Annotated in this window: 22 protein-coding genes; 15 read left to right on the top strand and 7 right to left on the bottom strand. The window is 72.1% G+C overall.

Annotation, left to right across the window (positions count from 1 at the left end; translation table 11 throughout):
• Positions 1–573: 573 nt before the first annotated feature.
• Together ddaH and A4E84_RS34520 are read left to right on the top strand one after the other, a co-directional pair.
• Positions 574–1,350, top strand: coding sequence for a dimethylargininase (ddaH, locus tag A4E84_RS34525; RefSeq protein ID WP_062930304.1), 777 nt, complete (start codon positions 574–576; stop codon positions 1,348–1,350).
• A gap of 192 nt (positions 1,351–1,542) precedes the next feature.
• Positions 1,543–2,520 (top strand): acyl-ACP desaturase, encoded by a 978-nt coding sequence (locus A4E84_RS34520; protein ID WP_062930303.1) that lies wholly within the window; start codon positions 1,543–1,545, stop codon positions 2,518–2,520.
• Between the two features lie 112 nt (positions 2,521–2,632).
• On the opposite strand, the gene A4E84_RS34515 is transcribed toward A4E84_RS34520, so the two are convergent.
• Complete coding sequence (locus tag A4E84_RS34515) at positions 2,633–2,878, bottom strand: WhiB family transcriptional regulator (protein ID WP_062930302.1); 246 nt, start codon at positions 2,876–2,878, stop codon at positions 2,633–2,635.
• Positions 2,879–3,103: 225 nt separating this feature from the next.
• On the opposite strand from A4E84_RS34515, the gene A4E84_RS34510 reads away from it, so the two are divergent.
• Positions 3,104–3,889, top strand: coding sequence for a VOC family protein (locus tag A4E84_RS34510; RefSeq protein WP_062930301.1), 786 nt, complete (start codon positions 3,104–3,106; stop codon positions 3,887–3,889).
• A gap of 367 nt (positions 3,890–4,256) precedes the next feature.
• On the opposite strand, the gene A4E84_RS34505 is transcribed toward A4E84_RS34510, so the two are convergent.
• Positions 4,257–5,294, bottom strand: coding sequence for a LacI family DNA-binding transcriptional regulator (locus A4E84_RS34505; RefSeq protein ID WP_062930300.1), 1,038 nt, complete (start codon positions 5,292–5,294; stop codon positions 4,257–4,259).
• Positions 5,295–5,388: 94 nt separating this feature from the next.
• Positions 5,389–6,399, bottom strand: a complete 1,011-nt coding sequence (locus tag A4E84_RS34500) for a multicopper oxidase domain-containing protein (protein ID WP_062930299.1) — start codon at positions 6,397–6,399, stop codon at positions 5,389–5,391.
• A 189-nt stretch (positions 6,400–6,588) separates the two neighbouring features.
• Between A4E84_RS34500 and A4E84_RS34495 the strand changes: the two genes are divergently transcribed.
• Both A4E84_RS34495 and A4E84_RS34490 read left to right on the top strand, forming a co-directional pair.
• Entirely contained in the window at positions 6,589–9,069 is a 2,481-nt protein-coding gene (locus A4E84_RS34495) for a ThuA domain-containing protein (RefSeq protein WP_174569484.1), read from the top strand.
• Between the two features lie 44 nt (positions 9,070–9,113).
• On the top strand, positions 9,114–11,258 hold the full coding sequence (locus tag A4E84_RS34490; protein WP_062931729.1) for an OmpL47-type beta-barrel domain-containing protein: 2,145 nt from the start codon (positions 9,114–9,116) through the stop codon (positions 11,256–11,258).
• Here the strand turns inward: A4E84_RS34490 and ligD are convergent.
• Positions 11,245–12,276, bottom strand: coding sequence for a non-homologous end-joining DNA ligase (gene ligD / locus A4E84_RS34485; RefSeq protein ID WP_062930297.1), 1,032 nt, complete (start codon positions 12,274–12,276; stop codon positions 11,245–11,247). The genes A4E84_RS34490 and ligD overlap by 14 nt on opposite strands.
• 73 nt (positions 12,277–12,349) lie before the next feature.
• Here ligD and A4E84_RS34480 point away from each other — a divergent pair, with 73 nt between their 5' ends.
• A complete protein-coding gene (locus A4E84_RS34480) occupies positions 12,350–13,414 on the top strand; it encodes an ATP-dependent DNA ligase (RefSeq protein WP_062930296.1) in 1,065 nt (354 codons plus the stop codon).
• Between the two features lie 11 nt (positions 13,415–13,425).
• Here the strand turns inward: A4E84_RS34480 and A4E84_RS34475 are convergent, their stop codons facing one another.
• Positions 13,426–14,616: a zinc-dependent alcohol dehydrogenase gene (locus A4E84_RS34475; protein WP_062930295.1), complete on the bottom strand. Its 1,191-nt coding sequence runs from the start codon at positions 14,614–14,616 to the stop codon at positions 13,426–13,428.
• A 204-nt stretch (positions 14,617–14,820) separates the two neighbouring features.
• Here A4E84_RS34475 and A4E84_RS34470 point away from each other — a divergent pair, with 204 nt between their 5' ends.
• Positions 14,821–15,801 (top strand): DUF3048 domain-containing protein, encoded by a 981-nt coding sequence (locus A4E84_RS34470; protein ID WP_062931728.1) that lies wholly within the window; start codon positions 14,821–14,823, stop codon positions 15,799–15,801.
• A gap of 22 nt (positions 15,802–15,823) precedes the next feature.
• Here A4E84_RS34470 and A4E84_RS34465 read toward each other — a convergent pair whose 3' ends face one another.
• Complete coding sequence (locus A4E84_RS34465; protein WP_062930294.1) at positions 15,824–16,288, bottom strand: MarR family winged helix-turn-helix transcriptional regulator; 465 nt, start codon at positions 16,286–16,288, stop codon at positions 15,824–15,826.
• A gap of 206 nt (positions 16,289–16,494) precedes the next feature.
• Here A4E84_RS34465 and A4E84_RS34460 point away from each other — a divergent pair, with 206 nt between their 5' ends.
• The 8 genes from A4E84_RS34460 (at position 16,495) to A4E84_RS34425 (ending at position 23,953) form a co-directional block, all read left to right on the top strand.
• A complete protein-coding gene (locus A4E84_RS34460; protein ID WP_062930293.1) occupies positions 16,495–17,250 on the top strand; it encodes a CoA transferase subunit A in 756 nt (251 codons plus the stop codon).
• The gene (locus tag A4E84_RS34455) at positions 17,250–17,894 is read left to right on the top strand and encodes a CoA transferase subunit B (RefSeq protein WP_062930292.1); all 645 of its coding nucleotides are present in this window, start codon (positions 17,250–17,252) and stop codon (positions 17,892–17,894) included. Before A4E84_RS34460 ends, A4E84_RS34455 begins: the two co-directional genes overlap by 1 nt.
• Positions 17,891–19,093: a thiolase family protein gene (locus tag A4E84_RS34450; protein ID WP_062930291.1), complete on the top strand. Its 1,203-nt coding sequence runs from the start codon at positions 17,891–17,893 to the stop codon at positions 19,091–19,093. The genes A4E84_RS34455 and A4E84_RS34450 overlap by 4 nt, the downstream gene beginning before the upstream one ends.
• A gap of 132 nt (positions 19,094–19,225) precedes the next feature.
• The gene (gene pcaH / locus A4E84_RS34445; RefSeq protein ID WP_062930290.1) at positions 19,226–19,999 is read left to right on the top strand and encodes a protocatechuate 3,4-dioxygenase subunit beta; all 774 of its coding nucleotides are present in this window, start codon (positions 19,226–19,228) and stop codon (positions 19,997–19,999) included.
• A gap of 6 nt (positions 20,000–20,005) precedes the next feature.
• On the top strand, positions 20,006–20,611 hold the full coding sequence (pcaG, locus tag A4E84_RS34440) for a protocatechuate 3,4-dioxygenase subunit alpha (RefSeq protein WP_062930289.1): 606 nt from the start codon (positions 20,006–20,008) through the stop codon (positions 20,609–20,611).
• Positions 20,608–21,900 carry a 3-carboxy-cis,cis-muconate cycloisomerase gene (gene pcaB / locus A4E84_RS34435; RefSeq protein WP_062930288.1) on the top strand — a complete coding sequence of 431 codons (1,293 nt, stop codon included), beginning with the start codon at positions 20,608–20,610 and terminating at the stop codon, positions 21,898–21,900. The genes pcaG and pcaB overlap by 4 nt, the downstream gene beginning before the upstream one ends.
• Positions 21,897–23,015: a bifunctional 3-oxoadipate enol-lactonase/4-carboxymuconolactone decarboxylase PcaDC gene (gene pcaDC / locus A4E84_RS34430; RefSeq protein ID WP_062930287.1), complete on the top strand. Its 1,119-nt coding sequence runs from the start codon at positions 21,897–21,899 to the stop codon at positions 23,013–23,015. Before pcaB ends, pcaDC begins: the two co-directional genes overlap by 4 nt.
• 146 nt (positions 23,016–23,161) lie before the next feature.
• Positions 23,162–23,953 carry an SDR family NAD(P)-dependent oxidoreductase gene (locus A4E84_RS34425; protein ID WP_062930286.1) on the top strand — a complete coding sequence of 264 codons (792 nt, stop codon included), beginning with the start codon at positions 23,162–23,164 and terminating at the stop codon, positions 23,951–23,953.
• Position 23,954: 1 nt separating this feature from the next.
• Here the strand turns inward: A4E84_RS34425 and A4E84_RS34420 are convergent, their stop codons facing one another.
• Positions 23,955–26,639, bottom strand: coding sequence for an ATP-binding protein (locus A4E84_RS34420; protein WP_062930285.1), 2,685 nt, complete (start codon positions 26,637–26,639; stop codon positions 23,955–23,957).
• Between the last annotated feature and the right edge of the window lie 146 nt (positions 26,640–26,785).

Below are 26,785 nucleotides of genomic sequence, written 5' to 3'. Positions count from 1 at the left end.
GCCGGTCGGCCGGGCGGTACAGGGGCCGGGCGGCCGGGGCGGCCGGGCGGACCAGCGACACTGGGGTCGGACAGACGGGGCCGGGCGGACCGGCGGCCGGGCGGACCAGCGACACTGGGGCCGGACAGACCGGCGGCCGGGCAGACCAGCGACACAGGCGCCGGACAGACCGGCGGCCGGGCAGACCAGCGGCTATGGGGTCGGGCAGACGGGCGGACCAGCGGCCAGGCCGTGACCCACCGCCCCGGGCCACTCCTTGAGCCGGCCGGACAGACCCCGCCCCCCGCGCCACAAACACCCACATCAGTCCGGCCCCGCCCACCTCCGCAGCCGAGACGCCCCCGTGGGCTCCCGCCCGCCGTCCGCCGCGCCGCCCCGGGCTCGCCCGGCTCCGCCATCCCCCTGTCTCCCTGGCGTCTCCCCGGCCCCTCCATCCCCTCGGCCCCGCCCCAGGGCTGTCCTCTCCCCCGTTCGCCCTGCATGATGGTCGGCCGACACCCGATGGGTTCCGGTCGATCCCGGACGCCCCGTCGGTACGGTCCAGACACGTCCATCCGATACGGAGTCACGCTCGTGCCCAGCAAGAAGGCCCTCGTCCGCCGTCCCAGCCCGCGTCTCGCCGAGGGGCTGGTGACCCACATCGAGCGGGAGGAGGTCGACGTCGACCTCGCCGTCGAACAGTGGGAGGCGTACGTGGAGGCCTTGCGCACGCACGGCTGGGAGACCATCGAGGTGGACCCGGCCGACGACTGCCCGGACTCGGTGTTCGTCGAGGACACGGTCGTGATGTACCGGAACGTCGCGCTGATCGCCCGCCCGGGCGCCGACACCCGGCGTGCGGAGACCGCCGGGGTCGAGGAGGCCGTGGCCGGTCTGGGCTGCTCGGTGAACTGGATCTGGGACCCGGGCACGCTGGAGGGCGGCGACGTCCTGAAGCTCGGCGACACCGTCTACGTGGGCCGGGGCGGGCGCACCAACGCCGCCGGCGTCCAGCAGCTGCGCGCCGCGTTCGAGCCGCTCGGCGCACGGGTCGTCTCCGTGCCGGTGAGCAAGGTGCTGCACCTGAAGTCGGCGGTCACGGCGCTGCCGGACGGTACGGTCATCGGGCACATCCCCAAGATGGACACGCCCTCCCTGTTCGCGCGCTTCCTGCCGGTCCCGGAGGAGGCGGGGTCCCACGTCGTCCTGCTCGGCGGGGACAAGCTGCTGATGGCGGCGAGCGCGCCGAAGACAGCCGAGCTGTTCGCCGACCTCGGGTACGAACCGGTCGTCGTGGACATCAGCGAGTTCGAGAAGCTCGAGGGATGTGTGACGTGCCTCTCGGTGCGGCTGCGGGAGCTGTACGTCTGACCGGACTCGCACATTCCCTCTCCGGTCCCTCGACCTGCAGGGCCCGGGGGGTTGACGCGCGTACGAGCGACACAGCCGATGAGCTGCCTTTACAGCACTCTTAACCTACGGCATCGTAACCTACGGAAACGTAGCCTACGATGCCGTAGGTTCACCGTACCCCGCTCATACGTTTGTCCCACTGGAGAGTCCATGACGATCACCACTCCCCACCTCGGCAGCCCGGCCGGCGCCTGGACCGACGCTCAGCTGCTGTACGCCCTGGAGGAAGTGGTCGAGAAGGAACTCAACCGGCATCTGACGGTCGCCAAGGACTGGATGCCGCACGAGTACGTGCCGTGGAGCGACGGGCGCAATTTCCCCGGCATCTTCGAGGACGGCGAGGCCTGGGGCAAGGAGCAGTCCAAGGTCACCGAGATCGGCCGCATCGCGCTCGTGGTCAACCTTCTCACCGAGGACAACCTGCCCAGCTACCACCATGAGATCGCCTCGCTGTTCGGCCGCGACGGCGCCTGGGGCACCTGGGTGCACCGCTGGACCGCGGAGGAGGGCCGACACGGCATCGTGATGCGCGACTACCTGCTCACATCGCGCGCGGTGGACCCGGACAAGCTGGAAGAGTTCCGGATGTCCCACATGAGCGAGGGCTTCGAGTCCGACAACCGGCACTCGATGCTGCACTCGGTCGCCTACGTCGCCTTCCAGGAGCTCGCGACCCGCGTCTCGCACCGCAACACCGGCCACCAGTCCGGGGACCCGGTCTGCGACCGCATGCTGGCGCGCATCGCCACCGACGAGAACCTGCACATGGTCTTCTACCGGAACCTGCTGAAGGCGGCCTTCGAGCTGGCGCCCGACCTGACGATGATGGCGGTGCGCGACGTCATCGTGAACTTCCGGATGCCCGGCCACGGCATGCCCGGCTTCGAGCGGGCCGCGGCGCAGATGGCGATCGGCGAGATCTACAACATGCGCATCCACCACGACGACGTGCTCCAGCCGGTGCTGCGCTTCCTGAAGATCATGGAGATCGACGACCTGGGCCCCGAGGGCCGCAAGGCTCAGGAGGAGCTCGGTCTGTTCATGGGCGGTCTGGACTCCGAGGCGTCGAAGTTCGACGAGAAGCTGGCCGCCCGCAAGGCCCGCATGGCGGCCCGGGCCGGCGCCTGACACCGCCCCGCACCCACGGCCGCGAGGCCCCGGCCGCCCCGAGCGGCCGGGGCCTCGCGCGTACCGGCAGCGGACGTGAGAAGGAACCGGGGGGCCACGCTCCCCGTGGCCTCTAGCGCGACACCCGCCGCAGCTCCAGCCGCTCCTTCTCCGAGAGACCGCCCCAGACGCCGAAGCGCTCGTCGTTGTCCAGCGCGTACGTGAGGCAGGCCGCACGGATCGGGCACATACCGCAGATCCGCTTCGCCTCCCGCACCGAACTGCCCGGTTCGGGGAAGAAGAAGTCCGCCCCCGTCTGCGCGCACAACGCCTCTTGCTGCCATTCGAGTTCGGGCGAGGTGATCGTGTCGATGTGCATGACCGGAAGCGTTGCGGGCGGTGAAAAACGTTCGATCAACGCGGGATCAACACCGCGTTCCCGGGCCCCCGGCCGCTTCGATGCTGGCCCGCCGGACCGGCCGGCGCACGGCGGCGCGCGGAAACACCGCGCAACCCGCCATGGTCGTCCTCCGGCGGCGGATGCCACCCGGCGGTGAAAGACTCGGCAGTGCGGACGACGGGCCCCTGTGCGAGGAGGGCGACGATGCTCACCACCCGTTATGTCACCGGCGCTCCGAACTGGATCGACCTCGGCACTCCCGACATCGACGGCGCCGCCGCCTTCTACGGCGGGCTGTTCGACTGGCGGTTCCAGCCGGGCGGCCCGGAAGTCGGCGGGTACGGCCTGTTCCAGCTGGGCGGCAGGACGGCCGCCGGGGGCATGCAGACCACCGCCGAGCAGGGCCCGCCGTCCTGGACGGTGTACTTCCAGGCGCCGGACGCGGACGCCACGGCGCGTGCGGCCGAGCAGGCGCGCGGCTCGGTGGCGGTGCAGCCGATGGACGTCCAGGACCTGGGCCGGATGGCGATCCTCGCCGACCAGGCAGGAGTGACCTTCGGCCTGTGGCAGCCGGGCCGCAACAAGGGCCTGGAGGTGGTCCAGGAACCCGGCTCGCTGTGCTGGGTCGAGCTGTACACGGCGGACGTCCCGGCCGCGGCCGCCTTCTACCACTCGGTACTGGGCCTGGAGACCATCGGCGCCGACTTCGCCGGCGGCACGTACACCACGTTCAGCCCCGCCGGACAGAGCGAGGACGCCATGTTCGGCGGAGTCGTCCCGCTGGCCGACGACCCGGCCGAGGAGGAGGCGTACTGGCTGCCGTACTTCGAGGTCGCCGACCCGGACGCCACCGTCGCCAGGGCCGGGGAACTGGGCGGCACGGTGCGCCTCCCCGCCACGGACCTCCCGTCCGTCGGCCGCCTGGCGAAACTCGCCGACCCGTACGGCGCCCGCTTCGCGGTGATCCGAAGCGAGCCGCAGCAGGGGTGAGGCGGGCCCGGGCCCGCAAGAGAGCGACGCCTGCCGATGCGGGCGCCCGGCGCGTCGCACCCCGGCCTCTCCCTGTCCGGCCGGCGCGCGCTCGCCGCTGCATCGCAACGGCGGGCCCACCGGCCCGGCTCTGCGGGCGGGGGCTTGCGGGCGCGCGGCTCCCCGACACCGGGCCGAACGCCCACCGGCACGGAGGCTCCCCGACACCGAGCCAAGCGCCCACCGGCACGAAGACTCCCCCACACCGAGCCAAGCGCCCACCGGCACGAAGACTCCCCGACACCGAGCCAAGCGCCCACCGGCACGAAGGCTCCCCGACACCGGGCCGCCCGCACACCGGGCGGACGACGCGGCTTCGCGGACACCCCTAGGCCGACCCCCGCCGCACCAGCGTCGTCGGCAGCACCACGCTGGAGGGCGTCGCCCCGACGCCGTCCCGGGGGGCGGCCCGGTCGAGGCCGCGCAGCAGCAGGCGGGCCATCAGGCGGCCCATCTCCTCTATGTCCTGACGGACCGTCGTGAGCGGCGGGTCGGTCTGTTCGGCGAGGGGCCGCATGTCGTCGAACCCGAGCACGGCCACGTCGTCGGGGACCCGGCGGCCGGACTCGCGCAGGACGCGCAGGGCCCCGGAGGCCATGAGGTCGTTGGCGGCGAACACCGCGTCCACGTCCGGGCAACGCTCCAGGAGTTCGCGCATCGCCCGCTCGCCCCCGGCCGGGGTGAAGTCGGCCTCGGCGATGAGCCGCGGGTCGGCGTCCACCATGACGTCCCGGTAGCCGTCGAGGCGGTCCGCGGCGGAGGTCTGGTCGAGGGCGCCGGTGATGTGCGCGATCCGGGTGCGGCCGAGGCCGGCCAGGTGGCGGACGGCGTCGCGGGCACCGCCGCGGTTGTCGCTGTCGACGTAGACCACCTCGCGCCGGTCTCCGCTCCAGCCGGGCCGGCCGCCGAAGACGGTCGGGACACCGGCCCGCTGGATCAGCTCCGGCAGCGGGTCGTCGAGGTGCAGGGAGAAGACGAGGGCGCCGTCGACATGTCCGCCGGCGAGGTACCTGGCGACCCGGGCGTGGTCGTCCCGGCCCTCAGTGAGCAGCAGCACGAGCTGGTTGTCGTGGGCGGTGAGCTCCTTGCTGATGCCGCGCAGCTGGAGCGCGAAGAACGGGTCGGCGAAGACCCGGGTCTCCGGTTCGGCGACGACGACCGCGACCGCGTCGTGCCGCCGGGTCACCAGGGAGCGGGCGGCCTGGTTGGGTACGTAACCGAGCTCGTCCACGGCCTTGCGGACCCGCTCCACCAGGATGTCCCGCACCCCGTCGCCGCCGTTGACCACGCGGGACACGGTGGCCCGCGAGACACCGGCCCGGGCGGCCACGGCCTCCAGGGTGGGACGCGGGGCTGTGTCGGTCACTTCGGGGCTCCTCACCTGCGGCTGCGGATCAGGATAGCCCTGGGTCCGCAGCACGGTGAGAGCGCTCTCGCGTGCCGCGCCGAACGGTCGCCCGTCAGTGCTCGTGGCCGCCGTCCGGCGGCTCCTCTCCGTGCTCGTGGCCCCCGCCCGCCGGCTCGTCGCCGTGTCCGTGCGGCTCGTACCCCGGAATGGTCCCGTCCGGCTTCTTCACCAGGAAGAGACCTACCATCCCCATGTCGGAGTGGCTCTGCACGTGGCAGTGGTACATCCAGGCGCCCGCGCCGACGCCCTCCCCCGCGATCACCTGGAAGCCGAACGAGTCGGCCGGGCCCGTGATCTTGTTGTCGATGACCTGACTGGGGTCCTCGGGGCCGGTCAGCATGCCGGTGCGGTTGTCCGCCCAGCGATGACCGTGCATGTGGAACGTGTGGTAGAACTCGCCGTGCGTGATCACGACGAACTCCACGCGGTCCCCCACCGTGGCCTCGAAGTCCGGCCCCGAGTGCGGCGGCTTGTTGTTGATCCGCATGTCGTTGAAGACGACGGTGTGCGTGCGGTCGGGCAGGACGTCGCCCTTGCGGCGGACGATGACCGGGCCGAACAGGCCCTTCTGCAGACCTACCGTGCCGTGCTCGGTGCCGACGACGTGGTCGTGGTAGTGCCAGTAGCCCGCGCTGCCCGCCCGCCAGGTGCCGTCCTTGCGGCGGCCGGGGGCGTGGGTGCGCCAGGTGTAGGTGCGGGTGCCGCCCGGTTCGACATGACTGCGGTTCATCTTCGTGCCGTCGCTGGTGATTTCGTAGTCCAGGCCGTGGACGTGCAGGCTCACCGCCACGTCCATGGTGTTCTCGAAATCGACGTGCAGCGTGTCCCCCTCGTTGAGTTCGATCAGGGGGCCCGGGACGGACGCCTTGCCCTTTTCCAGGCCGTAGCCCATCTGCCCGTCGCCCAGCTTCTCGGCGTACATCTTGATGCGCTTCACCTCGCCTCCGGCGGGCGCCGTCTTCGCGGGTCCGGCGGCGCTCACGGCCTCCGGCGCCACGGACAACGATGTCGCGACGGCCGCGCCGCCCAGCAGGACCCGCCGATTGAAGCTGCGTCTGTCCATGCGGAACTCCCCACCCTGGTAAGGCGTTTACGGAGGCGTACCTGGTATGAACCTGTGCGACGGTACCGGCCACGCTGTCGTTTATCCACACTCAAGACAAAGTTGATGCCGTCCCGGTCATAGGTATTGGCGTGACGCGCAAAGGGGTTTAGCTTCCTTGGCGGTGTTGCTGTGACCGAGGAGGTGCCCATGCACTTACGAGGGTTGAGCAAGTCAAGACGCGTCTGGGCGGCGTCCGTCGCCGCCGGGGTCGTGACCGCCGGGCTGCTGTCGGGCCCTGCCGCGAACGCGCGCCCTTACCCCGAACCCCCGTTGACAACGATGTCGATCAAGTCGCCGCCGGGCGGCGCGAACGTACGGGTGCTGATCTTCCACGGTTCCGCGGCGGCCGGGGAGGAGTCGCCGGTGGTGAACGCCGGGATCGAGGCCATCGAGGACATCGGCCTGACGGGCCCGGCGAACCGCCGCTTCAAGGTCCAGGCCACCGGTGACGCCTCGGTGTTCACCGACGAGACGAGGCTCGGCCGCTTCAACGCGATCGTGTTCCTGACCGGCGGGGGCGATGTCCTCGACGCGGAGCAGGAGGCGGGCCTGGAGGCGTACATGGAGGCCGGCGGCGGGTTCGTCGGCATTCATGACGCGGCGCGCGCGGAGCCGTACTCGGACTGGTTCACCGGTCTGGTGGGTGCCCGTCCGGCCGCGTCGAGCCCCACGGCCGTGCAGCGGGCGACGGTCGAGGTCGGCGACCGCAGGCACCCCGCCACCAAGGACCTGCCGGTGCAGTGGAAGCGCCCGGACCAGTGGCTGAACTGGGTGAAGAACCCGTCGGGAGAGGTGCACACGGTGGCCCGGGTCCGCGAGTCGACGTACCAGCCGGGTACGGGCTCCAACGGCTGGGACCATCCGGTCAGCTGGTGCCGTGACTACGACGGCGGCCGGTCCTTCTACACGGGCATGGGCGGGACGGTCTCGTCGTACGACGAGGCCGACTTCCGCGACCATCTGCGCGGTGCGCTGATGTGGACGACCCGCCTGGAGCAGGCCGACTGCAAGGCCACCATCAACGCCAACTACGCGGCGGAGCGGCTGACCAAGCCCAACCAGCCGGGGCAGAACGACCAGATCGGCGAACCGCACGGGATGGTCACCGCGCCCGACGGCCGGGTCTTCTACATCGGCCGGGGCGGCGCCGACTCCTCGCAGCCCGTGATCACGGACTGGAACAACCCCGACATCGGCAAGGGCAAGGGCGAGATCCACGTCTACGACCCGAAGACCAAGCAGGTCAGCCTCGCCGGTGCGCTCACCGTCTTCGGCAACAAGGGCGGCGGCGACGAGCTGGTCAAGGTCGAGGAGGGGCTGCTCGGCATCGAGCTGGACCCGGGGTTCGCGCAGAACGGCTGGGTGTATCTGCACTACACGCCGCACGATCGGATCGACCGCGAGACGCGGACGGCGGAGCGGCGGGTCTCCCGGTTCACGCTCGACCGGGCCACGAACAAGCTGGACCTGTCCAGCGAGAAGGTGCTGCTGAAGTGGCCGGTGCAGATCCACAGTTGCTGTCACGCGGGCGGCGGGATGGCCTGGGACTCCAAGGGCAACCTGTACATCGCCACCGGTGACAACAACTCCAGCGGCTTCAGCGCCGGTTACTCGGGCAACAACCCGGAGCCGAACTACAAGGGCGTCTCCTTCGCGGACGCGCGCCGCACCGCGGGCAACACCAACAACCTCAACGGCAAGATCCTGCGCATCCACCCGGAGCCGGACGGGACGTACACACTCCCCGAGGGCAATCTCTTCACCGGGAAGGAGACCGCCGAGGGCGGCGGCAAGACGCGCGGCGAGATCTACGTGATGGGCGTCCGCAACCCGGCGCGCATCTCCGTCGACAAGTCGACCGACGTGCTCTACGCGGGCTGGGTCGGGCCGGACGCGAGTGCGCCCTCGACGACCTGGGGCCCGGCCAAGTACGACACGTTCGCCGCCATCACCGAGGCGGGCAACCGCGGCTGGCCGTACTGCATGGGCAACAAGCAGCCCTACCGGGACCGCAATCTGCCGGACCCGTCCAAACCGCTGGGCTGGTACGACTGCGACCACCCGAAGAACGAGTCGCCGAACAACGACGGCCTGGTGAACCTGCCGCCGGTGACCGGCAACAACATCTGGTACTCACCGTCGGGCGGTGCGCCGGACTACCCGAGGGACGCGAACGGTGTCCCGTCGTACAAGCCGGCGGAGGCCACGTACCTGCTGCCCTGGCTGAAGGGCGGCGGGCAGGCCGCGATGAACGGGCCGGTCTACCGGTACGGCACGGCCGCGGCCGACAGCACCGTCAAGTGGCCGGCCTACTGGGACGGCAAGTGGTTCGTCGGTGACTTCTACGACGCCGACCAGCCGCGCAACGCGGTGCTGATGGACCCGAAGACGCAAGGCGACGGCGGTCTGCCGGTGCACGCGGAGTCGCTGAAGAAGATCGTGCCGGTCGGCAACGACGGCATCAAGAACCTCATGGACTGGAAGTTCGGTCCGGACGGCGCGCTGTACGTCCTCGACTACGGGCGCGGCTTCTTCACCTCGGACTCCAAGTCGGCCCTGTGGCGGGTCACCTACAAGGGCGGCGGGCCCACCCCGGCCGCCGGTCGGCTGGCGAGGGGGAGCGAGTGATCCGGCACCGAAGAGTCTGGGCCGCCCTGCTGGCCGCCCTGCTGATGCTGCTCGGCATGCAGGCGCTGCCCGCCGCCGGGCAGCCCGGGAAGGAGGCCGCCGACCAGGTGCTCACCTGGACGGCCGGCAACGACATCGACAAGTACCTCTCCGCACCGAGGACCGCGGTCGCCGGGACGGCCACGATCGTGTTCGAGAACAGCACGGCCACCGGGAACACCACGGGCATGCCGCACACGCTGACGTTCGTGACCAGCGATCCCGAGTTCAACAGCGATGTGCAGCTCAACATCCTGGCCAACCCGAACGACGCCCAGGGCGGCAAGCACACCGCCCAGGTCACGCTCACGCCCGGCCGGTACTTCTACCACTGCACGATCCCCGGCCACGGCCAGATGCAGGGCATCCTGACGGTGACCGAGGGCACCGGCGAGGACACCACGGCGCCCGAGGCGTCGGCGCACGTGAGCGGCACGCAGAACACGCAGGGCGAGTACGTCGGTTCGGCGAGCGTGGCGCTGCACGCCACCGACGAGGGCGGCTCCGGCGTCGACCGGATCGAGTACGCGATCGGCGAGGCGGGTGCCTGGCAGCCGTACACCGCACCGGTCGTCGTCGACCAGGTCGGCAGCCATCAAGTCCGTTACCGGGCGTTCGACAAGGCGGGGAACGTCTCCGCCGAGAAGAGCGCCGCGTTCACGGTCGTGGCACCCCAGTCGGACGACACCACCGCGCCGGAGACCTCGGCGACGGTGAGCGGTGAGCGCGACGCCGACGGGGCGTACATCGACATGGCGACGGTCACCGTCTCGGCCTCCGACACGGGTTCCGGGGTCAACACCATCGAGTACGCGGTCGGTTCGGGTGCCTGGCAGCCGTACACCGCACCCGTGATGGTGCACCAGGTGGGCGAGCACACCGTCCGCTACCGCGCCACCGACAAGGCGGGCAACGTGGCGGCGGAGAAGAGCGTGCGGTTCACGGTGGTCGCCGCGCCGCCGCAGGACACCACTCCGCCGGTGACGGGGGTGACCCTGGAGGGCACGAGGAACTCCGCCGGGGCGTACGTCAACAGTGCCCGGGTGACCGTCACGGCGACCGACGCGCACGGCTCGGGCGTCGAGAGGATCGAGTACTCCCTGGACGGCGGGCCCTACCTCGCCTACTCGGCACCGGTGCTGGTCGACCGGGCGGGTGCGCACACCGTGGCCTACCGGGCGACGGACAAGGCCGGGAACACCGCGGCGGCCCGCACGGTGACCTTCACGGTCGTCTCCGGGCAGGTCCCGGCGCCCGACTGCCCCGAGTACGACGAGCGGCTGACGGTGATCGTCGGCACGGTCGACTCCGGGGTCCGCAACCGGGTGACCGACAACCGGTGCCGGATCGGCGAGCTGATCGAGGACGAGAAGGAGTGGACGTCCCAGGCACTGTTCCTCAAGCACGTGACGTCCGTTCTCGACGCGCTGCTGAAGGAAGGGGTCATCGACCAGCGGGAGTCCAGGGCGATCCGGAAGGCGGCCCGCGAGTCGGGCATCGGCAGGCCGGGGCAGACCGAGGGCTACCGGGCGCTGTTCGACGGCACGGCGGACTCCCTTGCCAAGTGGCAGCACGTGGGCGGCGGTTCGTTCGGGCTGAACCCGGACGGGACGATCACCTCCAGCACCACGACGCCCGGCATGGGCATGCTGTGGTTCCCGCAGCGCAAGTACGGAGACTTCTCGCTGAAGCTCCAGTGGCGTGACGACGCACCCGGCGCCGGCAACGCCAACTCGGGTGTCTTCGTGCGCTTCCCGTGGGTCCACGACCACCCCGAGGAGTCCCGCCCGGAGTGGGTCGCCATCAAGTACGGGCACGAGGTGCAGGTGCTCGACCGGCCCGACGGCGACATGTACAAGACGGGGTCGGTCTACGGCTTCGACCGTGTCGGGCTCGCCGGCGCGGGCGTGACGCAGAAGAGCACCTGGAACGACTACGAGATCCGGGTGGAGGGCCAGCACTACTCGGTGCTCCGCAACGGTGTGCTGATCAACGAGTTCGACAACACCGGCGGTCAGGAGTTCAGCCCGCCACGCTCGGACGACCCGGGCACGGACGGGCGGCGGTTCGCCTCCGGCTACATCGGGCTCCAGGTGCACGGCACGACGGATGTGGTCTCCTACCGGGACATCCGGATCAAGGAGCTGTAGGAGGCTCCTTCTCCTTGCGGGCCCTGCTCGGCTGTACCCGCCTGGGCTCCCCCGGCATCTTCGGATACTCGGGCGGGTACGGCAGATCGCCAAGACCGTGGTCGTGCTCGTCGCGGCGGGCGAGGTCGAGCAGGGCTTCCAGGGAGTAGCGCTTGTCGTCCATGTCCGCGTGCACGTCGCCGAGTTCGGCGAAGCGCGCGGGCATGGTCGCGAGGTCGAAGTCCTGGGGGTGCGCGATGCCGACCTCGTCCCAGCGCAGGGGTGCGGAGACGGGGGCGTGCGGGCGGGGGCGTACGGAGTAGGCGGAGGCGATCGTGCGGTCGCGTGCCGTCTGGTTGTAGTCGATGAAGATGCGTCTGCCCCGCTCCTCCTTCCACCACTTGATGGTCACGTGCTCGGGCATCCGCCGTTCCATCTCCCGGCCGACGGCGATGGCGGCGCGCCGGACCTGGGTGAAGGTCCAGCGCGGTTCGATGGGCACGAAGACGTGCAGACCCCGGCCGCCGGAGGTCTTGGGGAAGCCGCGCAGCCCGCCGAACTCGTCGAGGACCGCGCGCAGTTCGTGGGCGGCTCGGGCGGCGTCGTCGTAGTCGGTGCCGGGCTGCGGGTCGAGGTCGATGCGCAGTTCGTCCGGGTGGTCGACGTCGTCGCGGCGTACCGGCCAGGGGTGGAAGGTGAGGGTGCCGAACTGGGCGGCCCACACCACGGCACCGGCCTCGGTGGGGCACATCTCGTCGGCGCTGCGGCCGCTGGGGAAGGTGATGTGCGCGGTCGGGATCCAGTCGGGCATGTTCTTCGGCGCCCGCTTCTGGAAGAAGTTCTCGCCGTTCACGCCCTCGGGGTAGCGCTCCAGGGTGGTCGGCCGGTCGCGCAGGGCGCGCAGGATGCCGGGACCGACGGCGATGTAGTAGCGCGCCAGGTCCAGCTTGGTGAAACCGCGCTCGGGAAAGAACATCTTGTCCGGGCTGGACAGCCGTACGGTCCGGCCGTCCACCTCCAGTTCCACCGCGTCACCCATGCCGCCACGGTAGGCGTCGCCCGCATACCTCGCACATCGGGCAACCGGTGGGATATCGGCGCAGAATCGATCCATGGATCTGCCGGTGATGCCCCCCGTCCTGCCGATGCTCGCCAAGTCCGTGGCGGCGATCCCCGCGGGCATGCAGTACGAGGCGAAGTGGGACGGGTTCCGGGCGATCGTGTTCCGTGACGGGGACGAGGTCGAGCTGGGCAGCCGCACCGGGAAGCCTCTGACCAGGTACTTTCCCGAGCTGGTGACGGCTGTGCGGGAGCGGTTGCCGGAGCGGTGCGTGGTGGACGGGGAGATCGTGATCGCGCGGGAGGGGCATCTGGACTTCGACGCGCTGACAGAGCGGATCCACCCGGCGGACTCGCGGGTGCGGACGCTGGCCGAGCGGACACCGGCTTCGCTCGTCGTGTTCGATCTGCTGGCGCTGGGCGACGAGTCGCTGATGGACGTCCCGCTGACGGAGCGGCGGGAGCGGCTGACCGGGGCGCTGTCCGGGGAGCGGGCGCCGGTGCACCTGGCGCCGGCGACCACCGACATCGAGGTGGCGCGGCGGTGGTTCGAGGAGTACGAGGGGGCCGGGCTCGACGGGGTCATCGCCAAGCCGCTGACGGTGCGCTACCGGCCGGACGAACGCGCCATGTTCAAGATCAAGCACGAGCGGACGGCGGATGTCGTGGTCGCCGGGTACCGCCTGCACAAGAGCGGCCCCGTGGTGGGTTCGCTGCTGCTCGGCCTGTACGACGACCGGGGCGCCCTCCAGCACGTGGGTGTGTCCGCCGCCTTCACGATGAAGCGGCGTGCCGAGCTGGTCGAGGAGCTGGAGCCGCTGCGCCTGGACGACGTGACGGGGCATCCGTGGGCGGCCTGGTCCGAGGAGGCCGCGCACGAGACGGCCCGGCTGCCGGGGGCGCCGAGCCGCTGGTCGGGCCGGAAGGACCTGTCGTGGGTACCGCTGCGGCCGGACCGGGTGGCCGAGGTGGCGTACGACCACATGGAGAACGGGCAGCGTTTCCGGCACACCGCCCGTTTCCGCCGCTGGCGCCCGGACCGGACCCCTGAGAGCTGTACGTACGCGCAGCTGGAGGAGCCGGTCCGTTACGACCTGGCGGAGATCCTCGGCGTCTAGCCGGGACCCGGTCAGGGCTGCATCAGGACCTTGACCGCGCCGTCCTGCTTGCGCTGGAACATCTCGTACGCGTGCGGCGCCTCGGACAGCGGCACCCGGTGGGTGGCGAAGTCGTCCACACCGAGGGGGTCCTCGTCGGTCAGGTACGGGATGATGTCGTCGCTCCAGCGTCGGACGTTGGCCTGGCCCATCCGCATCTGGATCTGCTTGTCGAACAGGGTGAGCAGCGGCAGCGGGTCCGCCATGCCGCCGTAGACACCGGACAGCGAGATGGTGCCGCCGCGGCGCACGAGGTCGATGGCGGTGTAGAGCGCGGCGAGGCGGTCGATGCTGAAGCGCTCGGCGATCGGACCGCCGATCTTGCGCGGCAGGATCGCCGCGGCGTTCTGCACCATGCGCGCGGCAGCGCTGCCGTGGGCCTCGGTGCCGACGGCGTCGATCACGGCGTCGGGGCCGCGTCCGTCGGTCTGGTCGCGGATCGCTTCGACGAGTTCCTTCTCGTCGTCGAAGGACCTCAGGTCGAAGGTCTCCACGCCCCGTGCCTTCGCCCGGCGCAGCCGCTCCGGGACCAGGTCGACGCCGAACACCCGTCCGGCGCCCTGCACCTGGGCGACACGGCAGGCCATGTCGCCGATGGGGCCGAGGCCGAGCACGGCGACGCTGCCGCCCTGCGGGACGCCGGCGTAGGCGACCGCCTGCCAGGCGGTGGGCAGGACGTCGGAGAGGTAGACGAAACGGTCGTCGGGCGGGCCCTCGGGGACCTTGATCGGGCCGAACTGGGCCTGCGGTACGCGCAGGTACTCGGCCTGGGCGCCCGGCACGGCGCCGTACAGGCGGGTGTAGCCGAACAGGGCGGCGCCCATGCCCTCGCCCTGCACCTGGGTGGTCTCGCACTGCGTGGGCAGGCCGGTCAGGCACATCCAGCAGTTGCCGCAGGCGATCTGGAACGGCACCACGACCCGGTCCCCCACCTGGAGGTCCGGGACACCGGCGCCGACCTCCTCGACGATGCCCATGGGTTCGTGGCCGAGGATGTCACCCGGGGTCATGAACGGGGTGAGCACTTCGTACAAGTGCAGGTCGGAGCCGCACAGCCCGGTGGAGGTGATGCGGATGACCGCGTCCGTCGGCTCCTGGATCGTCGGATCGGGCACGTTCTCCACCCGCACGTCCCGCTTGCCCTGCCAGGTCACTGCCCTCATCGCCTCGCGCTCCCTCCGTCAGCGTGCGCGTCGGTCGTACGGCCGGGTCCGGGTACCCGCACGCCCCGCGCTGAATCTTGAGCCGATCGACGGACGCCGCCGAGACACTTCCCTGCCAAGAACGATCAACTATGGCCATCGATGTTCAGATAAGCGCACAATCAAGGCAGATCGATGACATAAGGCGCGGTGGCGACGGTGGGCATGAGACGAGGGACGCGCGGACGACGCACCGCGACGGCGGCAGCACTGCTGGCCGCCACGGTGACGGCCGCCCTGGCGGCGGGCTGCACGAGCGAGGGCGGACCGGGCGACGACGGACGGGGCGCACCCAAGGAGTCGGAACAGGGGGCGTCCCCCTCGGCGACCGGCCCCTCCGCCCTCGCCGTCAAGATCGACAACGCCGCCGCGGCCCGTCCGCACACGGGTGTGGACGCCGCGGACGTGGTCTACGCCGAGCAGGTCGAGGGCGGACTGAGCCGGCTGATGGCGGTGTACGCGACCCGGCTGCCGGAGACGGTCGGGCCGGTGCGCAGCGCACGCGAGTCGGATCTGGAACTCCTGCGCCAGTTCGACCGTCCCACGCTGGCCTTCTCCGGCGCGCAGAAGAAGCTCCTGCCGCTGATCGACAAGGCGCCGCTGCGGCCGGAGACGCCCGGCAACGCCGCCGACGCCTTCTTCCGCGGCTCCGGCAAGCCCGCCCCGCACAACCTCTACCTGCGGCCCGGGCGGATCGTGCCCGAGACCCCCGGCCGGGCCGCCCTGACCACCGGTTTCCGCTACGGCCCGGCACCCGAGGGCGGCACGGCGACGGATTCCCGGGCGGTGCGCTACCCGGCGGCCCGTTTCACCTTCACCTGGTCGGACTCCCGCGACCGGTGGCTGGTCGGCATGGACGGCACGCCCGCGACGACGGCCGACGGGAAACGGATGACGGCCGCGACGGTCGTCGTGCAGTACGTGAACGTGCGCGAGTCCGCCTTCCGGGACTTCCTCGGCAACAACACGCCGTACACCGAGACGGTCGGCTCGGGCAAGGCGACGGTGCTGCGCGACGGGCGGGCCTGGGACGTGGACTGGAAGCGGGAGAAGGCCACGGACGGCACCTCGTTCACCACCGGCGACGGCACTCCGGTGAACTTCGCCAAGGGCCAGGTCTGGGTGGTGTACTCCAAGACGCCCTGACGGCCTGCTCGGGCCGCGTCCGTCAGCGGGGCGCCACCAGGGGCTCCCCGGGATTGCGGAGCCCCTCGGCCGCGTCCGCGACCCGCCGGATGAGATCGAAGAACACCGTCCGCTCGTCGGCCGTCAGCGGGGCGAGGAACACCTGGTTCATCCGGGCGGTGCGCACGGTCAGCCTGCGGTGCGTGCGCTCCCCCTCGTCCGTGAGGTGCAGCAGGGAGCGGCGGCCGTCCTGGGGGTCGCGGACCTTGTCGAGCAGTCCGCGCCGGCTGAGCCGGCTGATCACCTCGGCGATGGTGGACCGGTCGAGCCCCACCCGCTCCCCCACCGTGCGCTGGTCCAGGCCGGGCTCGGCGACGAGCGTGTTGAGGACCGCGAACTGGGGCGAGGTGATCTCCTCGGAGACCATCGCGTTCCACAACAGGTAGTGGGCCTGCTGGAGCCTGCGGGCCAGGTGCCCGGGGTGGGTGGTGAGGTCTGCGGCCGCCATGTGCACCCCTCGGTCGTTTTCGTCGGTGCACTGAACAATACTCACAGCACGAGGCGCTGTCTGCCGCGTGCACAAAGGACCGTAGACGTACTTGTTGAGGTCTTGACGCCCCTCGGTCCCGATGGCAGCGTGAGGGACAGCTCGCAGAAATACTCAGTGCCCTGATTAATTTGGTCGGGTCGCTCGGAAGAGATGGGGCTCCTCGGATGGACAAGGTGGTCGCCACAGCCCTGGAGGCGGTGGCCGACGTGCTGGACGGCGCGTCGCTCGCTGTGGGTGGATTCGGGCTGAGCGGTGTGCCGAACGTGTTGATCGGGGCGTTGTACGAGCGCGGCGTGGCCGGGCTGTCGGTGGTCTCCAACAACTGCGGGGCGATGGAGTCGGGCCTGGCGGTGCTGCTGGCCGCCGGCCGGATCGCCCGGGTCACGGGTTCCTACATCGGCGCCAACAAGGAGTTCGCCCGGCAGTACCTGGCCGGGGAGCTGGAGGTCGAGCTGATCCCGCAGGGCACGCTCGCCGAGCGGCTGCGGGCCGGCGGCGCCGGGATCCCCGCCTTCTACACCCCGGCCGGCGTCGGCACGCAGGTCGCCGACGGCGGGCTGCCCTGGCGCTACGACGGTGAGGGCAGGGTCGCGCTCGCCTCGCCGCCGAAGGAGGTCAGGGAGTTCGACGGCTCGGAGTACGTGCTGGAGCGGGGCATCCGCACGGACTTCGCCCTGGTGCGGGCCTGGAAGGGTGACCGGCACGGCAACCTGGTCTTCAACAAGTCCTCCCGGAACTTCAACCCGCTGGCCGCGATGGCCGGGCGGGTCACCATCGCCGAGGTCGAGGAGCTGGTGGAGCCCGGGGAGATCGACCCGGACGCGGTGCACCTGCCGGGCGTCTTCGTGCAGCGGGTGCTCGCGCTCTCCCCGGAGCAGGCGGCGGACAAGAAGATCGAGCAGCGGACGGTGAGGTCCTGATGGCCTGGACGCGCGAGGAGATGGCCGCGCGGGCGGCGCGGGAGCTGCGGGACGGCCAGTACGTCAATCTCGGCATCGGCCTGCCGACGCTGATCCCGAACCACCTTCCCGAGGGCGTCGAGGTCGTCCTGGAGTCCGAGAACGGCATCCTGGGCACCGGCCCCTACCCCACCGAGGACGCCGTCGACCCCGACCTGATCAACGCCGGCAAGGAGACGGTGACGGTCCTGCCGGGCGCCTCCTTCTTCGACTCGGCGCTGTCGTTCTCGATGATCCGGGGCGGGCACATCGACGTCGCCGTGCTCGGGGCCATGCAGGTGTCCGAGCGGGGCGACCTGGCCAACTGGGCCGTCCCCGGCAAGCTGATCACCGGCATCGGCGGGGCGATGGACCTGGTGCACGGCGCCCGCACGGTCATCGTGGTCATGACGCACACCGCCAAGGACGGCTCCCCCAAGATCCTCACCGAGTGCGCCCTGCCGCTGACCGGCAAGGGGTGCGTGAACCGGATCATCACCGACCTGGGCGTCCTCGACGTCACCGACGGCGGGCTCGTCCTGGCCGAGACCGCGCCGGGCGTGACCGCCGAGGAGATCGTCACCAGGACCGGTGCCGAACTGACCGTGCCGGAGGGCCTGAAGTGAAGGACGTCTACATCGTCGACGCGGTCCGCACGCCGATCGGCCGCTACAACGGGAGCCTGGCGAGCGTGCGTCCGGACGACCTGGCCGCGCACGCCGTCCGCGAACTCCTCGGTCGCACACCGGAGCTGGACCCGGCCCGGGTCGAGGACGTGTACTTCGGCAACGCCAACGGGGCCGGCGAGGAGAACCGCAACGTCGGCCGGATGGCCGCGCTGCTCGCCGGTCTGCCCACCTCCGTGCCGGGCGTGACGGTCAACCGGCTGTGCGCGTCCGGCCTGGAGGCCGTGATCCAGGCTGCCCGGGCCATCGCGCTCGGCGACGCGTCCATCGCGCTGGCCGGCGGTGTCGAGTCCATGACCCGGGCGCCGTACGTCCTGCCGAAGAGCGACAAGGCCTTCCCGGCCGGGCACACCGAGATGTACTCCACGACGCTCGGCTGGCGGATGGTCAACCCGCGCATGGAGCCGCAGTGGACGATCCCGCTGGGCGAGTCGGCCGAACTCATCGCGGACCAGCACAAGATCGGCCGGGAGCAGCAGGACGAGTTCGCCCTGCGCAGCCACGAGAAGGCGGCGCGAGCGCAGGCCGAGGGCCTGTTCGACAGTGAGCTGGCGCCCGTGGCGATTCCACAGCGCAAGGGCGAGCCGGTCCTTCTCTCCGCCGACGAATGCGTCCGGCCGGATGTCTCCCTGGCGGCCATGGCCAAGCTGAAACCGTCATTCCGCAGGGACGGCGGCACAGTGACGGCGGGCAACGCCTCGCCGCTGAACGACGGCGCGGCGGCGCTGCTGCTCGTCGACGACGAGGGGCTGAGGGCGACAGGCCGCGAACCGCTGGCCCGCGTCCGTGCCACGGGCGTCTCCGCGACCGACCCGCACTACTTCGGGCTGGCACCCGTGGCGGCGGTCCACCGGGCGCTGGCCAAGGCGGGCAGGGGGTTCGACGACCTGTCCGTGCTGGAGCTGAACGAGGCGTTCGCCGCGCAGGTCCTCGGGTGTGTGGCCGAGTGGCCCGAGTTCGATCCCGCGATCCTCAATCCGCAGGGCGGCGCGATCGCCCTGGGGCATCCGCTGGGGGCGTCCGGGGCCCGGCTCGCCGGCACGGTCGCCCATCAACTGGCCCGGCGCGGCGGTGGCGTGGGTGTGGCAACGCTGTGCATCGGGGTGGGGCAAGGACTCGCCCTCGTCCTGGAACGTTAGGCATTCGGCTGCGGGCCGTCCGTGGCTGGTCGCGCCCGCGCGGCGGAGCCGCATATCGATCCAGCGCCGCGCCCCTTCGGGACACGCCCTCCCCCTGTCGACGACAACCGGCCAAACCTTTCAGGGACCCCCATGACTCTCACGCAGTACGACATCGACCAGGAGATCGCGGCCAAGCACGCCGCGTACGACAAGCGCCTCGCCGACGGCGGGCCCGTCGAGCACCAGCCCCGGCGCGACTACGCGCCGTACCGCTCCTCGGTGCTCCGGCACCCCAAGCAGCCGCCGGTCACGATCGACGCCGGCAAGGACCCGGAGCTGGTGGAGCTGTTCTCCCCCGCCTTCGGGGAGCGGGACATCACCGACATCGACAACGACCTCACCCGGCAGCACGCCGGGGAGCCGATCGGTGAGCGCATCACCGTCTCCGGGCGGCTCCTGGACCGCGACGGCCGCCCCGTGCGCGGTCAGCTCGTGGAGATCTGGCAGGCCAACTCGGCGGGCCGCTACGCCCACCAGCGCGAGCAGCACGACGCCCCGCTGGACCCCAACTTCACCGGTGTGGGGCGCACGCTCACCGACGACGACGGCCGGTACCGCTTCACCACCGTCCAGCCGGGCCCGTACCCGTGGCGCCAGCACGTCAACGCCTGGCGGCCGGCGCACATCCACTTCTCGCTGTTCGGCACGGCGTTCACCCAGCGGCTCGTGACGCAGATGTACTTCCCGAGCGACCCGCTGTTCCCCTACGACCCGATCATCCAGTCCGTGACGGACGACGCGGCCCGGCAGCGGCTGGTCGCGACGTACGACCACAGCCTGTCGGTGCCGGAGTTCTCGATGGGCTACCACTGGGACATCGTGCTGGACGGCCCGCGGGCCACCTGGATCGAGGAAGGGCGCTGACCAGCCATGACGAGGATCGACACCAGCCGGCCGGACAGCGTGCTGCCCACTCCCTCGCACACCGTCGGCCCGTTCTACGGCCACGCCCTGCCGTTCTGCGGGGGCGAGGACATCGCGCCCCTCGGACACCCGGACGCCGTCACCTTGCACGGCTACGTCACCGACGGCGAGGGCAACCCGTTGCCGGACGCCCTGATCGAGCTGTGGGGCCCGGACCCCGACGGCAACCTGCCGACGGCCGACGGCTCGATGCGGCGTGACCCGGCCTCGGGCGGCTTCCTCGGGCGCAACGGCGTGGAGTTCACCGGCTGGGGGCGGATCCAGACCGACGCGAACGGCCACTGGTACGCGCGGACGCTGCGGCCCGGCGCCCGCGGGCGGAACGCCCCGTACCTCAGCGTGTGCGTGTTCGCGCGGGGGCTGCTCGTGCACCTGTACACCCGGATCTACCTGCCCGGCGACGCGGCGGTGCTCGGCGCCGATCCGCTGCTGTCCGGGCTGGAGGACGCTCGCCGCGACACGCTGATCGCCGCGGAGGAGAGGGACGGCACGTACCGTTTCGACATCCGCCTTCAGGGCGAAGGCGAGACGGTCTTCCTGGAGTTCCAGTGACATCTCCCTCTGGTGACACCGGCCTGCTCGCCCCCGGGTGGTCCGGTTCGGCGGCAGCGGCGGCCACCGGCGACCCCGCGTATCTGCGGGCGCTGCTGGACGCGGAGGCCGCGCTGACCCGCGCGCAGGCCGCCCTGGGGCTCGCCCCGGCCGAGGCGGCGACTGCGGTGACCGAGGCGGCCGGCGGCGCCTTCGACGCGGAATCCCTCGCCGGGCGGGCCCGGGCGGGCGGCAATCCCGTCATCCCGCTGGTCGCGGATCTCACGAAGGCCGTCGGCGACCCGTACGGCCCCTACGTGCACCGGGGCGCGACCAGCCAGGACATCCTGGACACGGCGACGATGCTGGTCGCCTCCCGGGCCCTCGGCCCGGTCCTCGCCGACCTCGGCCGTACCGAACAGGCCCTCGCCCGGCTGGCCGCCGAGCACCGCGACACCGCGATGCCGGGGCGGACCCTCACCCAGCACGCCGTACCGACCACGTTCGGTCTGAAGGCGGCCGGGTGGCGGTCGCTGGTGCTGGACGCGCGGGACCGGGTGCGGGCCGTCCGGGAGTCATTGCCCGCCCAACTCGGCGGTGCGGCAGGGACGCTGGCGGCCTTCGGGGCGTACGGCGGGAGCGATCCGGCCGCGCTGCCGGAGGCGTACGCCGGGGAACTGGGGCTGCGGGCGCCCGATCTGCCCTGGCACACCCTGCGGACGCCGATCGGCGATCTCGCCGGGTGCCTGGCCTTCGCCGCCGGTGCGCTCGGCAAGGTCGCCGTGGACGTCCTGACCCTGTCGCGCACCGAGATCGCCGAGGTCGCGGAGGGCAGCGGCGGGGGCTCGTCCGCCATGCCGCACAAATCCAATCCCGTACGGTCCACCCTGATCGCCTCCGCCGCGCGGCGGGCACCGCAGCTCGCGGCCACGCTGTACGGGTCCATGGCCGCCGAGGACGAGCGTCCGGCCGGGGCCTGGCACGCCGAGTGGGAGCCGCTGCGAGATCTCCTGCGGCTGGTCGGCGGGGCCGCCCGGGACGCCGCCGAACTGGCGGAGGGACTGCGGGTCAGGCCCGAGGCCATGCGGGAACACCTGGACCTCACCCACGGGTTGGTCGTCTCCGAGCGGCTGTCCGCCGAGCTGGCCCCGCTGCTGGGCCGCGCCCGCGCCAGGGAACTCCTCACGCGGCTGGCCGCGGAGGGGCGCCCGCTCGCGGAGGCGCCGGAGCTGGCGGACGTCGACCTCGACCCGACCCACTACACGGGCTCCGCCGGGGCCCTCACCGACCGTGCCCTGGAGCGACGTTGACCCTCCTGAACCACCGTGCCGAAGGCCCCTCCTCCGCTCCCCCGCTGCTGCTCGGCCCCTCGCTCGGCACGTCGTACGCCCTGTGGGACGAGGTGGCGCCCGAGCTGTCGATCAGCCATCGGGTGGTCTGCTGGGACCTGCCGGGGCACGGCGGTTCGGCGGCCGGCCTCATCACGGCGGGCGCGACGGTCGGCGACCTGGCCGGGCTGGTACTGGCGCTCGCCGACTCGCTCGGCATCGAGCGGTTCGCGTACGCGGGCGTGTCGCTGGGCGGGGCCGTGGGGCTGCATCTCGCGGTGCACCATCCACGGCGGCTGTCGTCCCTGGCCGTGATCTGCTCGTCGGCGCACTTCAACGGTTCCAGGCCGTGGGAGGAGCGGGCCGCGCTGGTACGACGGGAGGGGCTCGCCGGGCTGGCGGAGAACGCCGACGCGCGCTGGTTCGCCGGTGACTTCACCGTGCCGCGCCTGGTCCGGGACCACCGGGACGCCGACCCCGAGGCGTACGCCGCCTGCTGTGACGCGCTCGCCGCCTTCGACCTGCGGGACCGGCTCGCGGAGATCGCCGTGCCGGCCCTGCTGATCGCCGGCCGCGATGATCCCGCGACGCCGCCCGCGCATCTGCGGGAGATCGCCGACGCCGTGCCGGGCGCCACGCTCGTCGAGCTGCCGGGCGCCTCGCACCTGGCGCCCGCGCAGTGCCCGGAGGCGGTGCTGACGGCCCTGCGCGCCCACTTCGGCCAGGGCGCCTCCCGGGGCATGGCGGTACGGCGCGAGGTACTCGGCGACGCCCACGTCGACCGGGCGCAGGACCGGCAGACACCGTTCACGGCCCGCTTCCAGGACTTCATCTCGCGCTACGCCTGGGGTGAGATCTGGACCGACCCGACCCTCTCGCGCCGCGAGCGCAGCATGATCACGCTCACCGCCCTGGTCGCGCATGGCCACTACGACGAGCTGGCCATGCACGTCCGCGCGGCCCGCCGCAACGGTCTCACCCCGGAGGAGATCGGGGCGGTGCTGCTCCAGACGGCGGTGTACTGCGGGGTGCCGGCGGCGAACTCGGCGTTCGCGACGGCCCAGCGGGTGCTGGCCGAGGAGGACGGCACCTCTTAGGTGTCCTTTCACCATGGGCGTCCGATCAGGCCGCGCGACCCGGACGGGCACGGTGAAAGGACCCCTCAGGGCCGCAGGGTGACTCTGCCGGTCCTAGGCACGGCCAGGTCTCGCACCCGTCTGTGTCCCGTGCCTACCGTGGGGGCATGTCCACCATGCTGCTCACCGGCGCCACCTCGGGCCTCGGCCGCCACCTCGCCTTCGAGCTGGTCCGCGCCGGGCACACCGTCCTCGTCCACGGCAGGGACGGGGACCGGACGCGGCGGCTCGTCGAGGAGCTGCGGGCCGAGGGCGACGCCGAGGGGTTCGTCGCCGATCTCGCGTCTCTGGCGCAGGTGCGGGAGCTGGCGGCGCATGTCGGCGGCGCGCATGCCGAACTGGACGTGCTGATCAACAACGCGGGCCTGGGCGCCGGGCCGCCCGGCTCCGGGCGCGAGGCGAGCGCCGACGGCCACGAACTGCGGCTGGCGGTCAACTATCTGGCGCCGGTGGCGCTGACCGGCGCCCTGTTGCCGGTCCTGCGAGCCGGCGCCCCCGCCCGGATCGTCGACGTCGGCTCGGCCGGACAGGAGCCGATCGACTTCACGGACCCGGAACTCACCCGCCGCTACAGCGGCCTGTCGGCCTACTGCCGCAGCAAGTTCGCGCTCGCCGCCCACAGCTTCACCCTCGCCGAGGAGCTCGCCGGCAGCGGCGTCGCCGTGAACGTGCTGCACCCCGCGACCCACATGGACACCGCGATGGTCCGCGAGGGCGGCTTCACGCCCCGGCACACGGTCGCCGACGGCGCACCGGGCGTGATCGCGCTGGCCACCCGGGACCTGGGCTCGGGCCGCTACTTCGACGGCACCCGTCCCGCTCGGGCGCACGAGGCGGCGTACGACCGCGGGGTGCGCGAACGCCTCGCCGCGGTGACCGACCAGTTGCTCCGCGCCTGACCTACGCCGGTCCGACACCGGCGTTGAGGGCGGCGCGCGCCCGGTCGGCCAGCCCGTCGGCCCCGCAGGAGACCGCCAGGTCCAGGCCGCGGTGCAGGTCGGCCGCCGAGCGGGCGGCGATGCCGAACTCGATGCGGGCCGCCGCGTGTTCGTACTGGCAGGGCGAGGCCTCCAGGTACGTGACCGCCTGGGCGTAGAGCCGGACCGCTCGCTGGCCGGTCTCCAGGTCGGCGGCGCAGCGCAGGGCTTCCCCTATCGCCGTGTCCGTGCCGAAGCGCTCCGCCTGGCGGCGGACGTCGACGGCGAGCCGGGCGGCGCGGGCCGGATCCTCGGTGCTGAGGGCGCGGGCGAGGTCGGCCGCCCAGGGGACGAGCACCGGGTTGTGGTGGCCGCGGGCCGCCGCCGCCTTCTCCGCGGCCTCCAGTTCGTTGATGCCTTCCTTGGTGCGGCCGACGGCCAGCAGCAGCCGGCCGCGCACCGAACGGGGATCGGGCAGGACGATGGTGGACGGGTAGGGCGGGGCGAAGCCGTGCTCCTCGGCGACCTCCCAGGCCTGCTCGACATGGCCGCGGGCGAGCAGGGTGTCGACGAGGCTGCAGGTCGCGGACCAGTACAGGGGCAGGCCGCGGCCGACGCGCTCGGCGAGGCGCAGCGACTCGCGCAGGGACGCCTCCGCCTCCTTCAGACGGCCCCGCCTGCGGTGGCCGATCCCGACGTAGGCGTGGGCCAGGGCGAGGTGGCCGCCGCTCCAGCCGGCCGTCTCGTAGGCGCGCAGCGCTTCGTTGTAGAGGGTCTCGGCGCGGTCGAGGCGGTCGGTGAAGCCGTAAGCGTTGGCCAGCATCAGCAGCAGTTCGATGCCCCACTCGGTGTCGGTCCAGCCGAGTCCGGGGGCGAGGCGGCCGTTGACGAGGGCGCGGTCGCACAGCTCGGCGACCTCCTCGGCGTTCTCGCCGTGCATGAGGGCGTCGAAGCCGCGCAGGATGAGCAGGGCCCGTTCGGAGTTGTCCCGGCCGGTGCAGGGGCGGGCGAGGTCGGCGAGCCGCTGGGAGCGGCCGGGTGAGGCGGCCTCGCCGGCGTGCAGCCCCTCCCACATGAACTGCGCGGCCTGCAGCCGCATCCGGTCGGGGCCCGGCCGGAGCCGGGCGGCCTCCGCCTCGACCGTGCGGACGGCCTCCTCCAGCTGGTCGTTGTGGAGCAGCGCCTGGGAGAGGCGGAAGACGGCGTCGACCCGCTGGCCGCCGCGGAGGCCGGGCATGCCGAGCGCGGTCCGCAGATGGCCGATGGTGCGGGCGGGCGCGGTGAGGAAGGTGGCCTCGGCCAGTTCGTACAGCACCTGCGGGTGCGACTCGGGCCGGGGCGGTTCCTTCAGGGCGCGCTCCAGGCAGCGGCGGGCCGCGTCGGGGGCGCCGACGGCGAGGTGCTCGCGGGCGGCCTCGCGCAGTTGCCCGACGAGTTCCTCGTCGTCGTCCGGGTGGACCTCCAGGAGGTGGCGGGCGGCGGCCGCGGCGCCGTGTCCCTCGTCGGCGACGATCCGGGCGGCTATGCCGTGCATGGCGGTGCGCAGGGCGTCGGGGATGGAGTTGTAGACGGCGGACGCGATCAGCGGGTGGACGAACTCCAGGTCGCCGTCGGCGCTGCGGCCGGTCGCGGGGTCGGGCGCGGTGAGGATGCGGGCGGTGCGCAGCAGTTCGGCGCAGCGGCGGGCGTCGTCCGGGCGCAGCGTGGCGAGCTTGGCGACCAGGTCGGTGGAGATGTCGGTGCCGAGGATGGCGGCGGCCCAGGCGAACCGGGTGGCGTCGATGCCGAGTTCCTCCAGGCGGGCGACGAGGCCGCCGCCGCGGGCGGAGCGGTTCAGCTCGCGCAGTTCGCCGGCCCGGGCCTCGACCGGTTCGAGTTCGGTGTCCTGCACCTTGGCGAGGAGTTCGACGGTCTCGTAGGGGTTGCCGGCGGTGACGGCCCAGACCTCGCGGCAGAACGCGGCGTCGGCGTGTTCCCCCAGGGAGGCGCGGGTGAGCCCGGCCGTGGCGTCCGGGGTGAGGGCGCTCAGCGTCGTCACGGGGGCGTCCGCGGCTGCGGCTACGGTGTCGAGGTGGCGGGCGCTCGCGCCGGAGACCTCCTCGGGGCGGCGGGTGACGACGACCAGGACGGAGATCTCGTCGATGCGCTCGGCGAACCCCGCGAGCCAGTGCAGGGTCTCCTGGTCCGCCCAGTGGGCGTCGTCGATCAGCAGCACCAGCGGCCAGTCCCGGCGGGCGAGCCGGCGCACGGCCGCGACCAGGCCGTCGCACACGCCCTGCGGGTCGGCCTGCCGGTCGCCGGGTTCCGCGATGCCGAGGGCGGGGCCGGCGATGTCGTACCAGTCGCCGAGGTACTCGCGGGCCTCCTCCGGCAGCATCGACACCAGGGCCGGCTGCAGGAGTTGCCGTACCACGTTGAAGGGGACCGACCTGAGGGTCTCGCCGCCGCGCGCCGACCAGACCGTGCAGCCGCGGGCCTCGGCGATGCGGCGGGTTTCGGCCAGCAGGGCGGTCTTGCCGAGGCCGGCCTCGGCGCGGAAGACCAGCAGTCCGCCGGGCGAGGAACGGTCCGTGCACAGGGTCTCGACCGCCCGTGTGACGGCGGCGATCTCCTCGTCGCGCTCCCACAGGGAAGCCGAGGCGGCGGCCGTGGGCCGTACCTCCGTCATCCCGCTACCTCCCCAAGTCGCCCGAACGACGTACAGACATCGAGCGTAGCCGTCCGATTGCCCAAGTGGAGGGTGGTCGGGGCACCTCTTGCCGTGACGGGTGACACCGGGTGCGGCCGGGCGACGCGCCTGGCCCGTCACCAGCC

Source organism: Streptomyces qaidamensis (assembly GCF_001611795.1).
Taxonomy (GTDB): domain Bacteria; phylum Actinomycetota; class Actinomycetes; order Streptomycetales; family Streptomycetaceae; genus Streptomyces; species Streptomyces qaidamensis.
The sequence above is the reverse complement of the archived record's forward strand: the minus strand, read 5'-3'. Positions and strand labels throughout refer to the sequence as shown.